Source organism: Escherichia sp. B1147, from assembly GCF_001660175.1.
Lineage (GTDB): Bacteria > Pseudomonadota > Gammaproteobacteria > Enterobacterales > Enterobacteriaceae > Escherichia > Escherichia whittamii.
This window is the reverse complement of the sequence record NZ_LFHY01000015.1, coordinates 309,914-324,336: the sequence shown is the minus strand read 5'-3', so window position 1 is coordinate 324,336 and position 14,423 is coordinate 309,914. Positions and strand designations below refer to the sequence as shown.

The 14,423-nt window shown below is 52.1% G+C and carries 15 protein-coding genes; all 15 read right to left on the bottom strand.

The window, feature by feature from the left end:
- Window positions 1–11: 11 nt before the first annotated feature.
- Window positions 12–680 carry an ABC transporter ATP-binding protein gene (locus A9180_RS16525; protein WP_064529693.1) on the bottom strand — a complete coding sequence of 223 codons (669 nt, stop codon included), beginning with the start codon at window positions 678–680 and terminating at the stop codon, window positions 12–14.
- On the bottom strand, window positions 677–1,453 hold the full coding sequence (locus A9180_RS16520) for an ABC transporter permease (RefSeq protein WP_064529692.1): 777 nt from the start codon (window positions 1,451–1,453) through the stop codon (window positions 677–679). The genes A9180_RS16525 and A9180_RS16520 overlap by 4 nt, the downstream gene beginning before the upstream one ends.
- Window positions 1,454–2,592: 1,139 nt before the next feature.
- Window positions 2,593–3,129, bottom strand: coding sequence for a GspM family type II secretion system protein YghD (gene yghD, locus A9180_RS16515; RefSeq protein ID WP_064529691.1), 537 nt, complete (start codon window positions 3,127–3,129; stop codon window positions 2,593–2,595).
- Between the two features lies 1 nt (window position 3,130).
- Window positions 3,131–4,309 (bottom strand): type II secretion system protein GspL, encoded by a 1,179-nt coding sequence (gspL, locus tag A9180_RS16510; RefSeq protein ID WP_064529690.1) that lies wholly within the window; start codon window positions 4,307–4,309, stop codon window positions 3,131–3,133.
- Window positions 4,306–5,283 carry a type II secretion system minor pseudopilin GspK gene (gene gspK / locus A9180_RS16505; RefSeq protein ID WP_000633209.1) on the bottom strand — a complete coding sequence of 326 codons (978 nt, stop codon included), beginning with the start codon at window positions 5,281–5,283 and terminating at the stop codon, window positions 4,306–4,308. The genes gspL and gspK overlap by 4 nt, the downstream gene beginning before the upstream one ends.
- Window positions 5,280–5,885 carry a type II secretion system minor pseudopilin GspJ gene (gene gspJ / locus A9180_RS16500; protein WP_064529689.1) on the bottom strand — a complete coding sequence of 202 codons (606 nt, stop codon included), beginning with the start codon at window positions 5,883–5,885 and terminating at the stop codon, window positions 5,280–5,282. Before gspJ ends, gspK begins: the two co-directional genes overlap by 4 nt.
- Complete coding sequence (gene gspI, locus A9180_RS16495; RefSeq protein WP_064529688.1) at window positions 5,882–6,253, bottom strand: type II secretion system minor pseudopilin GspI; 372 nt, start codon at window positions 6,251–6,253, stop codon at window positions 5,882–5,884. Before gspI ends, gspJ begins: the two co-directional genes overlap by 4 nt.
- Entirely contained in the window at window positions 6,250–6,813 is a 564-nt protein-coding gene (gspH, locus tag A9180_RS16490) for a type II secretion system minor pseudopilin GspH (protein WP_064529687.1), read from the bottom strand. The genes gspI and gspH overlap by 4 nt, the downstream gene beginning before the upstream one ends.
- A gap of 3 nt (window positions 6,814–6,816) precedes the next feature.
- The gene (gene gspG / locus A9180_RS16485; protein WP_001087296.1) at window positions 6,817–7,272 is read right to left on the bottom strand and encodes a type II secretion system major pseudopilin GspG; all 456 of its coding nucleotides are present in this window, start codon (window positions 7,270–7,272) and stop codon (window positions 6,817–6,819) included.
- Between the two features lie 16 nt (window positions 7,273–7,288).
- Complete coding sequence (gene gspF, locus A9180_RS16480) at window positions 7,289–8,512, bottom strand: type II secretion system inner membrane protein GspF (protein WP_064529686.1); 1,224 nt, start codon at window positions 8,510–8,512, stop codon at window positions 7,289–7,291.
- On the bottom strand, window positions 8,512–10,005 hold the full coding sequence (gspE, locus tag A9180_RS16475; protein ID WP_064529685.1) for a type II secretion system ATPase GspE: 1,494 nt from the start codon (window positions 10,003–10,005) through the stop codon (window positions 8,512–8,514). The genes gspF and gspE overlap by 1 nt, the downstream gene beginning before the upstream one ends.
- Entirely contained in the window at window positions 10,005–12,065 is a 2,061-nt protein-coding gene (gspD, locus tag A9180_RS16470; RefSeq protein WP_000498829.1) for a type II secretion system secretin GspD, read from the bottom strand. Before gspD ends, gspE begins: the two co-directional genes overlap by 1 nt.
- A gap of 29 nt (window positions 12,066–12,094) precedes the next feature.
- Complete coding sequence (gspC, locus tag A9180_RS16465) at window positions 12,095–13,054, bottom strand: type II secretion system protein GspC (RefSeq protein ID WP_064529684.1); 960 nt, start codon at window positions 13,052–13,054, stop codon at window positions 12,095–12,097.
- Between the two features lie 15 nt (window positions 13,055–13,069).
- Window positions 13,070–13,480 (bottom strand): type II secretion system pilot lipoprotein GspS-beta, encoded by a 411-nt coding sequence (gene gspS2 / locus A9180_RS16460; protein ID WP_064529683.1) that lies wholly within the window; start codon window positions 13,478–13,480, stop codon window positions 13,070–13,072.
- Between the two features lie 65 nt (window positions 13,481–13,545).
- Window positions 13,546–14,355: a prepilin peptidase PppA gene (pppA, locus tag A9180_RS16455; protein WP_064529682.1), complete on the bottom strand. Its 810-nt coding sequence runs from the start codon at window positions 14,353–14,355 to the stop codon at window positions 13,546–13,548.
- Between the last annotated feature and the right edge of the window lie 68 nt (window positions 14,356–14,423).

Genomic DNA, 14,423 nt, shown 5'->3' with positions numbered 1-14,423 from the left:
AAAATAAAATATCAGTGTTTATTTCTTTCTTTTCTATACTCCTCCATCCCCTCCTGAACATCCTCATGAAAACTAACCCTATTATCGTCTTTAAAAACAATCGCCACATCACAAAACTCTTTCAATAAATTCAAGCTATGTGAAACCATCAAAAAGCTAGACTCTTTATGCCTTTCTTTAAACAATTGAGCGCACTTCTCTTTAAACCTGGCATCACCGACCGCTGTTACTTCATCGACGATATAATAATCAAACTTAAATGCCATGCTTAAACCAAAGCCTAAACGCGATCGCATACCAGATGAGTAAGTTTTAATCGGCATATCAAAATACTTGCCGAGTTCGGCAAATTCTTCAACAAACTCTATTTTCTCTTTCAATTCTTCTTGCTTCGCATATAAACGCGCAACAAATTTTACGTTTTCGCGTCCGGTTAAACTTCCCTGAAATCCACCTGCGAGGCCGACTGGCCATGATATCGTTTTATTGGTGATGATCTTTCCACTATCGGGGCGGTCAATGCCGCCAATCATTCTCAGTAACGTTGATTTACCAGCACCATTACGACCAATAAAGGCAACGCTTTTTCCCGAAGGGATTTCGATGTTTAAATCCTTAAACACATAGTGTCGCCCCGTTGGCGTGCGATATGACTTCGTCAAATTCTCAATCTTAATCATGATGTCAGCATTGCCTCCTCACGAGTTCGGTATAATGCCAGACCAATGAACAGAGTTATCAATGTGAACATTGCCAGGTAGTTCAGACTCACGCCTTCGCTGATATAGCCAGGCATAACTGCCTCGCGGCTTAACTCCACGACATGCACTAATGGGTTCCAGAGCAGATATGACCAGTATTGCTTAGGAATTGAGTGCAGAGGGAACATAATGCAGGAGATGAAATAAAGAGGCTTAAGAAGTATCGGCAGAACCTTTTGCATTTCGGGGAAGGTTTTACCAACGACCATGAATATTAAGCCAATGCTGCATGAAAATATGATCAGCAGACTCCAGGTGCCGACAAGTTGTAAAAAATTTGTTATCTCGAAATATTCACCTGCCATCCAGACGATAAGCATGAGCAATATATAAACAGCAACGTAAATCAGTGTCTCAAGCAGTGCACGTGCAATGATCGTATCGATGGGTTTTACTGGTCGATAATTAAACAGCCCCTGGTTCGCTTCAATAGCACCTACAGAACGATTGCTGATACTGCTAAAGATAAAAAAGGGAATCAGACCATTAAGTAAAAACACCGGGAACGAGATATCTGGCATCGTGCGGTGCATAATGTAACCAAAAATGCCCAACAGTATCAGCAAATGCGCGGAGGGTTCGAGAATCGCCCACAGATATCCCAGACGAAACTTACCAAAGCGTGTTCGTATTTCTCGTAGAAATAATGCCTCTACGGTGACTTTCTGGACTTCAAATCCACTTCTTGCCATTTGATGATGTGATCCTAATCTCTTCAGGTACGCTACCGCCCTTGGCTTAACAGCTACCAATACACTGGAGGTAATACTTGTTTGTAATTGGATAAAATTCGTTCAGACGGTTTAACTTTTTAATAGTCGCGAACAATTTCAGCAGAAATTATTTCCGCAGGGATAAATTAAGCTATTTCCGCCTCGTTTCTTCTATTCCATTCTTCAGGCATAAATGTATTCGGTCTTCTGGTAATTTCAGAAAACTGGCCGTTTTAGAATGTAGAGTTAATTTCTCAGAAAATTATGCGTAACTCTTTTTGCTTAACCAACATGGTTTAAAAAGACGTAAAACACCATGCATTCTGGATTACTCCGGAACACATGAGCCACTAATTCCCTGAGAAATTATTTTTCATTATTACTATTAACTACTTGATTATAATGCTCCCCTATGAACTTTATGTGTAGCAACATCTGCAATCTGCCTTACACCAGAACGCACGCGATTTATTACCAATAAATTGTTTACCGAGAAACTATTTCCCTATTTAAAATTCACTCATGTACTTCTTATTTATATCTACAGCCCCCTCTTCGCGGTCATATTTGTGATTTCAATCACATTTAAACGATGTTATTTAAATCGCGTAAATAATCCCGACAGCAATTATTGTTGTCGATTAAAATACATGTCTTGATTATTTAGTGTGTTCATTTTAACCAGCATTATAGCCAGCACCATCCCTCAGTAGATATACCTGAGCAGACATTGTTTCAAATCGACGGATAGTTTCTGTGGAAATTATTATACTTATTTAAAATTTCCCTTCTGATTGTATCCAGGAATTTTAGTAATTTCCAGGCTACACAAAATACAGATCACACAAGAATTATCCTATATGTTTTGACCTATCAATTGCCACCTAATGATTTATTGCATCTATTAATAATCATGATGTATTGCCACACGTAAGCATATTTACAGGACGCCAGGCTGTTTCAGGAGAGAACTCGTATCTGCCGTTTTGCAGAACATTCAGTGATGGCGGAAATGGGATATTTCTTATTGCAAAAATATTTAACTCGGTGAGTGGATAAGAAGATTATACACTCACCTTTCGGACTGAATTTCACAGGTAAGGAATTTACTGGAACACTTATCCTCTTATCATCTCCAGTCGCTGCACATTCACCATCCCTGGCTTCTCACCCGCACTGACATCAATTTGTGTCACCCGCAGCGCAAACTTTTCATTCAGCGTATTGAGCCAGTTCAGCAGGTCATTAAACACCACTGGTTCTATCCAGACCTGGATATTCTCCCCGCGCTCGGCTATCCGCTTGATGACCACAGAATGCGCAGAAGCACTGTCACTGATGACCCGCGATACCTGTGCAGGCGTGGTTGTGGTGGATTTTCGCGCCGCAATAATGTCCGGCGCGGCGCTCTTCAGTCGCGAGTTCATCGCCACCAGCTGTTGCAACATCATCTCCTGTTGCTCAATCCGTTCGCTCAAAGGCTGCCAGATGAGGACGTAATATCCGGCGCTAAACAGAAACACCGCCGCTGCCAGTAACATGCCCTTTTCACGCGGCGAACGCCCCGCCAGGTGTTGTGCCAGCCAGTGTTCGCCACGGCTTAACTGGCGCTCACGCCATTGCTGAAAATAGTGAATAAATTTATCGCGTAACATGTTATTTCCTCCGCAACGTTACGCCGCCGGAAACCGCATCACCCTCTTTCTGTAACGCGTCCTGTTGCACAACATAATCAGCCGCCAGTGCGCTACGCAGTTTGTCGAAGCTGGCAAAGTTCGCGGCCCGCAACTGGAGGTGAAGAGTCTGGCGTTTTTGATCAAAGGTGAAACCACGCATCTCGATGTCGGAAAGTGACGCCGTTTTCAGGGTGCTGGCGATCGCTGACAATTCTGCGAGCAGCCAGGTATCGTCGGCCTGTGGGCGATATTTTTTCAGTGCCATCGTCACCTGGGAGCGCAAATTCACAATCCGTTTTTGCTCCGGGAACAGCGTTAAGAACTGTTTCTCAGCCTGGGCGCGGCTTTGCGCCACCTGTTCGCTGACGCTCCATAACGTCACGCCCCTTTCCACGACTAACGCCGCCAGGATAATCAATACCGGCAGAATCATCACCCGCCAGCGCGCCCACTGTTTTCGGTAGCTGACACGAGGCTGCCACGGTCCAGTTAGCAGGTTCCCTTCCGGTTCGCCATAAGCGGTAATGGCGGGCAGAGTCGTAACTGTCAGGTGTTCAGCATCTGCGCCAGCCCATGCAGATAGCTCTTCCGGTGCGATCCCGACCACGGTTAGCGAAAGCGGTAAATCCTGCTCATTGAGCTGGGCGTGGAACATCACCGGAGCCAGCCCCCGCCCGGCGCTCCATCCCCGGCATTCATCAATGCGGCAGATAACCCGTTGCGCATCGCCAGCCATATAGCCACAAGGAATGGACATCCAGTCCGGCGCAACGGTAGCGCGGGTAATGCCGTTTTCCTGCAACCATTGCGCAATGTTGCGCATATGCTGCTGGTGAATCACTGCCACGGTTGCCAGTTTCTGGTCGATTTTCAACGGCGCAAAATGCAGTTCGTCGATATCCTGGTTCAGCTCTTCTTCCAGTAAGGCGGGCAGAATAGTGGATATCTGCTTGCGAGGGACATCAGGCAGTTCAACCTGCCAGACGCTGATCCATTCGCCGGGAATGTAGACTCGAATCGCATCAGTTTGCAGCCATTGCTGGAGCTGTTCGTTGTCAACGTCAGACCAGATGCCGCGCTCCACGTCGGTGGTACGGTGCTGCCAACGGATGGGATCGGAGGCGCAAAGCGGGATAAAAATCTCAAGCATGGAACTCACTCACTTTCTCCTGTCTGATGCCAGAGAACCGAAAAGTGTTGTGGTCCCATACGGACAATTAACGAGTTCATCGTCAGTTCAATCTCATTCACGGTGATATCTGAACGCAGCCAGAAGTAATTGCTGTCCACGCTCAGGACGGTTTTTAGCTGTTTTTTAGTACGCTCATCGACGTCAGCAAGTAGCGGCTGCGCGAGAAACTGATCGACATCTTCCCAGCCCTTCGCCGGACGTTGTTGTAATAATGCCCGCGCCTGAACAGGGCTTAACCATGGGTCAAACAGTGCCTCAAGAATCACGCTTTGCGTGACGTCTAAGGTGTTGATGTTGATTTGTTGGCGGGTCATCGGCAGCGCACAAACCAGCGGTTTGAGTTTTTGATAAAGCCCGGCGTCCATTCCCTGTACCACGCGCATCTCGCTGATATCAGCCAGCGGTTGATTAGCGGCGTAGAACGGCACCGAGCGGGCGAGATACTCGCTGTCTTCACGCCCCAGACGCGTCTGCACGCTGCGGTCCTCGTCAATAAACTCCCACAGGCTTTCGGCTATCAGTTCGGCCCGATAAGCAGGTACGTCGAGGCGCGAGATCAGGGCTATCAGTTGTTGTACCGCGAGCGGACGCGACGCCGTTGTCGGTTGAGCAAGGGCATTCAGGTTGAAGCAGGCCTGTGCGTCGCGCAGGGTAACGGCAATTTGCCCCTGGGGCAGAGGGAAAAAACGAGGGCCAGAAGCCCACGGCTGTGCCAGATGCACACGTTTTTCATTTTTCAGGCTCAGACTGAGCGCACTCAGCGCCAGGCTTTCTGCACTGGCGCTATACCACAGCGCCTGCTGGTACTCCTGCTGGCTGCGCGTTCTTCCCAGTTGCTGCTGCATCCGGCCCGAAAGCGTGATGGTCACCAGCATCATGACCGCCAGCAATACCAGCACCACGACCAGTGCCATTCCGCGTTTTGGTGGTGAGGTGATCATGATAATTGCGGCCCGCGTAACAACCAGATGCGTTCAATCTCGCCCCATTGCGGCGAATGCAGAGTCATGCGCACCGCCACAGGGATTGCCTGCCCTGACGACCAGCTCGCCTGCCAGCGCGTGCCGTCGTAGAACTGCAAACGAAGCGAATCCGCCGGGATTAATTTTTGCGTTGTCGGCTGCACGCTGCCTGCTGCATCGGTCAGCGGCCAGGACAATCGTTCAAGATAACCGTCACGAATACGGTAACCGACGGTGAGCAGATGACTGCGCGGCAGGCGCATCAACGGATTAACCACGCCGCCACGTACAAAGCGCATTCCTTCACTCTCAGACGCCAGCACGCCAACGCCCGCCAGTAACGCAGGTTCTCGCTGCCCCTGCTCGCCTCTTACCGGGCGCGGCATCATTTGTGTCAGATCGTGGGTCAGAAAACTCATCGTTTGCTGCATGAGGTTTAGTTTTTGATCGTGTTCGCCGACGGCGCTATTCACGCGCGTGACGCCGTTTGTCACCTGCTGCGCCATCAGCGCCAGTGAGGCAAAAATGGCGATTGCCACCAGCATTTCCAGTAACGTAAAACCAGCGTGGATCCTTTTCACTGTTGGCCTCCCACGGCGCTAAACCAGGCGCGTCGTGACTGAATCACCCGCGAAAAGTCTTCGTGAAGACTGACTTCAATATCCACCGCCTGGAGCAGCGCGTTACCGGTATTCAGCGGTGTGGTTCGCCAGTACCAGCGGTTTCCGGCCATATCGCTCTCGCCCTGGTGCCTGACCGCCCGTTGTTCGCGGGTCATCAGGTAGAGCAATGCGGTCTGGTTTTCGGCCACCCAACCAGCCACCGTTTTCTCCTCAAGCACCTGCTGATTACTCAGCGCACCGCTGGCAATCTGTAGTACCGCCGTGACCGCCAGCGCAAAAATCGCCAGCGCAAGCATCACTTCCAGCAACGTAAATCCGCGCTTCATGGCAACTTCTCATCACATTGATTGAGGGATAACGCGCCATCGTGCGCCAGCTTTACCGCCCAACATGCGTTTTGCGCAGCAGCGTAAAAACGCAGCGTAAACGGCGTGGCGGGTTCAAAAGGCGAAAAACGGATCTGCGGCGTCTTCTTTTTCGCCTCTTTTTGCAGCTCCAGTTCAATATCATGCAGCGTCAGGCGGCGACGTTGCAGCTCCAGCGCATACTCCTTCTGCCAGATATCACTTCCGGGTTGTAACAGCATCTGCACCTGTTTCGGCACCGTAACCTGTGCCGATAACCGGGTCGCAGAAACAGGCAACCACTGCCCCTGACGACGCTGCATAAACTGGTAGCCGGGCGGGTCGATTAACACACCGAGTGTTTGTCCTTCAATCACCGCCCTGTCCTTAAACTGCGCAAAGCGAGTCAGAAAATCCTGTGCCGCTTTTTTCGCGGGTGGTTCAGAACGGCTCGCAAAAGTCTGCACCACGCCAGCACTGGCAAGGCCGATAAGGAAAATCACCAGCATGATTTCCAGAAGAGTGAATCCGCGTCTGGGCACTGATTACTGAAACTCCTGCAAATTCCAGTTACCGATATCTGCGCCAGCGCCTTCTCCGTTTTCCTGACCATCCGCCCCTAAGGTGTAAACATCAAACAGTCCTTTTTCACCGGGGCTGAGATACTGATAATCATTGCCCCACGGATCCTTTGGCAGTCGTTTGATGTATCCACCGGTACGGTAGTTGCGGGAATCCGCCATATTAGCCGGTTGCTGGATCAGCGCCTCCAGCCCCTGCTCGGTGGTTGGATAACGGCCATTATCCAGTCGGTACATATCCAGCGCGTTTTCCAGCGCCACGATATCGCTAATGGCTTTTTGCCTGTCTGCTTTCTCTTTGTTGCCCAACAGGTTAGGCACCACCAGGCTTGCCAGAACGCCAAGAATAACAATCACCACCATTACTTCCAGCAGGGTAAAACCTGCCCGTGGTTTTTGCGTGCGAGATAACGAATTCATGTGATAACTCCGTAAATTACATTCCAACCATATTGTTCAGTTGCAGCATCGGTTCGAGGATGGCGATGACGATAAACAGCACCACGCCCGCCATCATCACCACCAGCGCCGGTTCAAACAGCCCTAATGCCAGCCCCACCTGGGTATCAAACTCCCGTTCCTGATTGACTGCGGCCTGTTCAAGCATGGTTTCCAGCTCGCCGCTCTGTTCGCCGGAGGCGATCATGTACAGCATCATTGGCGGGAACAGGCGAAGCTCCGCCAGCGCGGCGCGCAGACTGCTTCCTTCGCGGACGCGATCTGCCGCCAGCAGCAGTTGTTGCTCGACATAGCGATTTGCCGACACGGCGGCGGCGGTCTGAATGCCTTCCAGTAGCGGAACACTGCTGGCGGTGAGGATGCTTAACGTGCGGGAAAAGCGCGCCGTATTCAGTCCGCGCGCAACACGCCCCGTCACGGGCAGGCGCAGCAAAGTTTTATCCCAGCGCAGGCTCATAGCAGGGTTTTTGAGTAGCCGTTGCCCCAGCACCAGAAGCCCCAGCAGGCCCGCCAGCCAGTAAACGCCGCTGGTCTGTAACGCGTCGCTCATGGCAATAAGCGTGCGGGTGGAGGCGGGCAGCGCGTGTCCAAGATGATCAAACTGTTCGATGATTTTCGGCACTACCGCCGTCAGCAAAATAGTGACCACGCCCGTTGCCACCACCAGCAATACCAGCGGATAGAGCATGGCCTGCAACAATCGTGATTTCAGGCGCTGGCGCTGTTCGGTGTAATCCGCCAGGCGATTGAGCACCACGTCGAGATGCCCGGATTTTTCTCCGGCAGCCACCATCGAACAAAACAGGGAATCAAAGACGCGGGGATGTTCGCGCAGGCTGTCCGACAGGGTATAACCTTCCTGAATCCGGCTGCGTAGCGCCATTCCGAGACTTTTTACATGCAGTTTTTCACTTTGCTCACTGACCGCCTGTAAGCAGGTTTCCAGCGGCATTGCTGCCTGCACCAGCGTTGCCAGTTGGCGAGTGAACAGCGCCAGATCTGCCGCCGCCACGCGACGATGTGCGTGCCGCCGACGCTGCAACATTCCTCCTGACGAAGCATTCAGCCGGGCTTCAATGTGTACGGGAATGAGCTCTTTACCGCGTAACAACTGGCGGGCATGACGCGCGGAATCAGCCTCAATCATGCCTTTGGTTTTGCGACCATTGCGCTGTAGCGCCTGATAGTAAAACAGTGCCATTACGCCTCCATGGTTACCCGCAGCACTTCATCGAGAGAGGTTTCTCCGGCGAGCACTTTCTCAATGCCGTTGCTGCGGATACCCGCAGAGTGTTGCCGGACATAACGTTCCAGCTCCAGCTCCCCGGCCTGACGGTGGATCAAATCACGCAGCGTGGCGTCCACCACGATCAGCTCATGGATGGCGGTACGCCCGCGAAAACCTTTGTGATTACAGGCGGGGCAGCCCTGAGGATGGTACAGCGTGACGGTACGCGCATCGGTAATCCCCAGCAGGCGTTTTTCTTCGTCAGTGGCAGGTGCGGGCTGGCGGCAGTCGGTACACAGCGTGCGAACCAGTCGCTGCGCCATCACGCCCGTCAGGCTGGAAGAGAGCAGAAAAGGCTCCACGCCCATATCCTGCAGGCGCGTGATCGCCCCTACCGCCGTGTTGGTATGCAGCGTGGAAAGTACCAGATGCCCGGTCAGTGAAGCCTGAACGGCGATTTCTGCGGTTTCGGTATCGCGGATTTCACCGACCATCACCACATCCGGGTCCTGACGCAAAATCGCGCGCAAGCCACGGGCGAAGGTCATCCCGACGCGGGTGTTGACCTGCGTCTGACCGATCCCTTCAATCATGTATTCGATGGGATCTTCAACCGTGAGAATGTTGCGCGAGTGGTTGTTCAGCTCCTGCAATCCGGCGTACAGCGTGGTGCTTTTGCCGGAACCTGTCGGCCCCGTAACCAGAAAAATGCCGTGCGGTTTGTGTAACAGCTGGCGCAACTGCGCGGTCAGTTCGTGACTTAACCCCAGACGTTCCAGCGTCAGACGGGCCTGGTTTTTGTCCAGCAGTCGCAGCACCACGCGCTCGCCCCAGGCGGATGGCATGGTGGAGACACGGACGTCGATCGCCCGACCGCCCAGCAGCAGCGCAATACGGCCATCCTGCGGCACGCGCTTTTCGGCGATATCCAGCCGCGCCATTACCTTGATACGCGATACCAGCAGCGAAGCCAGTTTGCGCCCCGGGCGCAGCATTTCATGTAATGTGCCGTCAACGCGAAAACGGATCACCAGACTCTTTTCAAACGTCTCGATGTGGATATCCGAAGCGCCTTCTTTAATCGCCTCTGCCAGCATGGCGTTAATCAGTTTGATGATCGGCGCATCGTCGTCGCTTTCCAGCAAATCTTCCGTTTCCGGCAGCTCTTCTGCGAGGGTAAAAAAGTCCTCGGCAGAACCGAGATCTTCCATCAACTGGCGAGCTTCGGAAGAGTCCCGCTGCCAGACCGCATTCAGTCGCTGTTCAAACTCGGCCTCATCGATTTGCCGCAGCGTAAACGGCGCGTTCAGCCCCCGCTGCAGCTCCTGCAAAACAGAGAGCGACAACGGGTGGACGTGGAGGATCTCCAGCGACGCTTCGCACCATGCCACCAGGCTAAACCGACGGCTAAAACTGTAAGGCAGACGCACGGTGTTAGCGGTGGTTTCCTGTGCTACAGGCACCATTAACGCGTTCTCCCGGCATTAAGAAACGCGCGGACTTCCGGCGGTAAGGCCTGGTTTTGCGCTGGCAGCACCGGCTGCGCGGTGTGCGGCATCAGGCTTAAGCCTTGCTCATCGCGGTAGATCTGCTCGGCGCGCATATAGTTATATTTGCGCTGCGAAACGCCGTCTGCCGCCATACCGTCACGCAGAATGGTCGGGCGGATAAATACCATCAGGTTACGTTTTTCTTTTTTATCCGCCGTCGATTTAAACAGGTTACCAATCAACGGGATATCGCCCAGCAACGGCACTTTCGCCACGCTTTCTCCCGCCTGGTCGTCCATCAGACCGCCAAGCACAATCAGCTCGCCATCGTTAGCCAGCACGGTGGTTTTCAGTTTGCGCTCACCAAATACCACATCGAGGCTGGTCTGTCCTTCCACCTTCGACACTTCCTGTTCAATCACCATCTGCACCGCGTTACCTTCGTTAATCTGCGGTGTGACTTTCAGCATGATGCCGACTTTTTTCCTCTCTACGGTGTTGAAAGGGTTGCTGTTATTGGAGCCAACGGTAGAGCCGGTTAATACCGGAACATCCTGCCCCACCATGAAGAAGGCTTCCTGGTTGTCCAGCGTGGTGATGCTCGGTGTGGAGAGGACGTTCGAGCTGGAGTCGTTTTTAACCGCCTGTACCAGCGCCATCCAGTCGCCTTTTACCACGCCAACCGCCGTACCGCTAAAGCCGGAAAGTAGCTGGGCGAGCGTGGAGAGATCGCCATTGGTGTCCGGGTTAATGGTGGTAGCGCCGTTTTCGCTGATCACCGTGGAGCCTTTCTGCGGCTTCGCCTGAGAAATCGCTGCCCCCAGCGTGCCGATTGGGATCTGCGTACCGTTGGCAAACTGCATTAATCCGGCATCTTTCGACGCCCACTGCACGCCGAAGTTGATATTGCTGCCTTCGGCAACTTCCACGATCAACGCTTCGACATGCACCTGAGCACGGCGAATATCCAGTTGTTCAATTACGCTTTGCAGCGACTGCATGATGTCCTGCGGCGCGGTAACAATCAGGGCATTACTGTGTTTGCTGGCGGCGATAGAGACGACCTCACGCCCGCTACCGACCGTGCCTTCCGCCTCTTCTTTAGCCGCCGTGAGCGTGCCGCTGACCTGTTTCAGAACATCGACCAGATCTTCCGCTTTGCTGTATTTGAGATAGAACACCTGGCTGTTGCCGCTGCGTTCCATTTCTGAGTCCAGGCGACGGATCAGGCGGCGCATTTTGTCTCGCGTGGCGGGGTCACCGCTGACAATTACGCTGTTAGTGCGTTCATCAGCAACAATTTGTGATTTCAGCGTCGCAGGCTGGTTCTCGCCGCTATTTTTGGTCAGGCTTTCCAGCACGCGGGCAATTTCCGAAGCCGAGGCGTTATCCAGCGGGATAACCTCTTCGGTGCGATTTCCTGCGTGATCCACGCGCTGGATCACTTCCGTCAACCGCTCCACGACTGAGGCGCGTCCGGTAAGCATAATCACGTTGGAGGGATCGTAATTAACGACGTTGCCTGAGCCCGCGCTGTCGATCATCTGGCGCAGGATCGGCGCCAGCTCGCGTACCGACACATTGCGTACCGGCACCACTTTAGTGACCATTTCATCGCCCGCGTAGTTGTCGCTGCCTTCACCAACCAACGGCAGCGGCTCAACTTTTGCGGCGCTGGATTTCACCACCTTCAGCACGTCGTTTTCCATCGGTACGACCGCATACCCCTGCGCTTCCAGCAGGTTAAGGAATAGCTGGTAATACTGGCGTTCATTGAGCGGGGTCATGGTGCGAATACTCACTTTCCCCTGCACGCCCGGCCCCATAATGATGGTTTTATTGAGATTAGCGCCGACGGTTTCGATGAACGATTTCAGGTCGGTATCTTTAAAATTGGCGGTAAAAGTGGCTTCTTCCGCCCAGACCGGTGAACTACATAATGCCGCTGCCAACACCAGCGGCAGTAAACGCTTTTTTGTTTTGAGGCCAGTTGTCTTCTTACGCCAGACCGACAACGTAATATCACGCCAAAACACGATGAATGATTCTCCTGGATTAAATGCGGTTAGCGCAGCGCGATGGAAATGTCGTAGCGCGCACCCTTGCGTAAAACCGTAAGTTGAATGGAATCCATTGAAGGTAACTGCCGCATCAGAGCAATCATTGCTCGTGGATCAGTGAAATCCTGCTGATTTAGCGCAATAGCGATATCGCCTTCCTTGAAACCGCTGGCATCGAACAGAGAACGATCTGCCCCCGGCTTCACTGCATAACCGACAATCCCCTCCTTACGCACAGGCGTAAGTTGGATATAGTTAAAAATTTTCTGCGGATCTTTCGCCAGTGCCTGACGCACAGCCGTCGGGATCTCAACTGGCGCACTGACAGCAGGCTCAACAACAGCTTGTTTTGCTTCGTCACTGGCGGCTTTTTTGTTGGTCACAGCAACAGTGGAACGTTCCTCTTCTGCCAGACTCAGACGCTCTATTTTTCCCTGATAACGCAGCATCACATGGTCGCGGTTGATTTCCTCAATCACCGCGTTGTGAGAACCAAGCCGTTCGCCCTGCAAATAGACCTGCTGTTTGCCGCCTTCTTCAATAACCGCACCGGGTCTGGCGCCAAAGGCGATCCCGCGCAGTACCACGTTAAGACGCGTTTCTGCCACTGGCGCAGGTTCGGGTTGTTTTACGGGCGCGGCAACGGGCTGATATTTGCCAAACCAGTTTTGCTGGCTGATTAATTGCACGTCGTTTTTATCGAACGTTTTTGCATCCGCACGGGTCGGTTTATTCACCGATGGGGAAACCGCCGTATATTCCGCAGAAAAGGAGATATAGCGCCAGAATGAGTACGCCATTTTTGCAGAAATAATAAGCAGCATCAGCCAGAACATCCCGCGTACAATTTTTCGCAGATGCTCTTTGTCTGTATTAAGAGATTGTCTCTGGTTAAGAGTGTGACGAATTTTAGTCAGCCACTGAATGAGATAAATTCGTGCGTCACGAAAAACAACCCGCGCCAATTTATATACCCGACGTTATGCTTTGACTATTCCACAGGTGGTACGATCCAGTTTCCGCTGATACTGGTTACCTGTACGTGTATCATTAATCGTTATGCTGTAATTAATTCCCTCAGTGATCATTAATTTCACCGTTGGGTCTGCACACATTTGTCGTTGATAGCTGGTTAAAAAGGCGTCAGGCGTCTGCGTGGTCTGAGAACCCGCTTCGCTAATAATGGTCATTTTTACCGTCGCACCGCTACTTTGCGCCAGCACTAAGGTATATCCCGCAGATTTAATTGGCAGGTTTTGGCTGATATTTTGCGCCTGTTTTTTCGCCAGCAAACTGGCGTTTTCATTATGGCTGGCGCAGCCACTTAATAATCCTGTAACGCTCAACAATAGCGATATTAATACCCTCCCTGGCATCTTTTTTATCGACATGGTTAATAATCTCTAAGGTTATTAATAAGAGTAAAAATGTCACTTCGATAATGACGTGGTTATCATTAAAGCAATGCCTGTAGATAAAGTGTTGCTATACCGCCCAGACTTAAACACGGTCCAAAAGGCAGTGTGGTTGACCCTCTTTTTGTAATAACGGCATATATCAGGCCGCAGCATGAGGCAATTAAAGCCACATTGGGTAACGACAACGCCCCTACCCAGCCACCTAAAGCGGCGAAGAGTAATACATCGCCCATGCCTAATGCTTCTTTACGCAGAACTATTCCGGCTACCCAGCGCAGAGAGTAAAACGTAAAAAACCCCACCAGAACGCCGGTGACTGCGTCTTGTAGCGTGAGCGGACTCTGCTGCGCCCATGCCGCAATCAGCCCTGTCCACAATACGCCCTGCGTAAAAACATCAGGCAGCCATTGGTTATCGAGGTCGATGATACTCGCGGCAATCAGCCAGGCGGATAATATCATCACCGCCAGCCCCCATCCACTTTCCGGCCAGACCAGACTCGCCAGTAAAAAAGCGAGTGCCGTCAATAACTCCACCAGCGGATAACGCTTGCTGATTTTTGCCTGACAGTTGCGGCAACGCCCTTTGAGCATCAGCCAGGAGAGCAGCGGGATGTTGTCACGAACGCGGATGGTCTGCTGGCAATGTGGACAGTGCGAACGCGGTAGCGCAAGGCTTATTTTTGACTGCGTACTCGGCGTTTCACCGTGAAACTCCGCCATTTGTTGGCGCAGCATGATGGGGTAACGCCAAATCACCACATTCAAAAAACTGCCGATAATCAATCCTCCGGCGGTAGCCAGTATGGGCATCGCCGCGGGGTATTGCTGAAAAACATCAAAATACATAGTTAAAGGTTATTTGTTGTAACTTGCCGGATGCGGCGTAAAACGCTTTATCCGGCCTACAGGAGTCA

Bases quoted from the DNA above. Each gene is read 5' to 3' on its own strand.
- A9180_RS16525 (WP_064529693.1), bottom strand. From the start codon at position 680: ATGATTAAGATTGAGAATTTGACGAAGTCATATCGCACGCCAACGGGG.
- A9180_RS16520 (WP_064529692.1), bottom strand. From the start codon at position 1,453: ATGGCAAGAAGTGGATTTGAAGTCCAGAAAGTCACCGTAGAGGCATTA.
- yghD (WP_064529691.1), bottom strand. From the start codon at position 3,129: ATGTTACGCGATAAATTTATTCACTATTTTCAGCAATGGCGTGAGCGC.
- gspK (WP_000633209.1), bottom strand. From the start codon at position 5,283: ATGATCACCTCACCACCAAAACGCGGAATGGCACTGGTCGTGGTGCTG.
- gspI (WP_064529688.1), bottom strand. From the start codon at position 6,253: ATGAAGCGCGGATTTACGTTGCTGGAAGTGATGCTTGCGCTGGCGATT.
- gspG (WP_001087296.1), bottom strand. From the start codon at position 7,272: ATGAATTCGTTATCTCGCACGCAAAAACCACGGGCAGGTTTTACCCTG.
- gspF (WP_064529686.1), bottom strand. From the start codon at position 8,512: ATGGCACTGTTTTACTATCAGGCGCTACAGCGCAATGGTCGCAAAACC.
- gspE (WP_064529685.1), bottom strand. From the start codon at position 10,005: ATGGTGCCTGTAGCACAGGAAACCACCGCTAACACCGTGCGTCTGCCT.
- gspS2 (WP_064529683.1), bottom strand. From the start codon at position 13,480: ATGTCGATAAAAAAGATGCCAGGGAGGGTATTAATATCGCTATTGTTG.
- pppA (WP_064529682.1), bottom strand. From the start codon at position 14,355: ATGTATTTTGATGTTTTTCAGCAATACCCCGCGGCGATGCCCATACTG.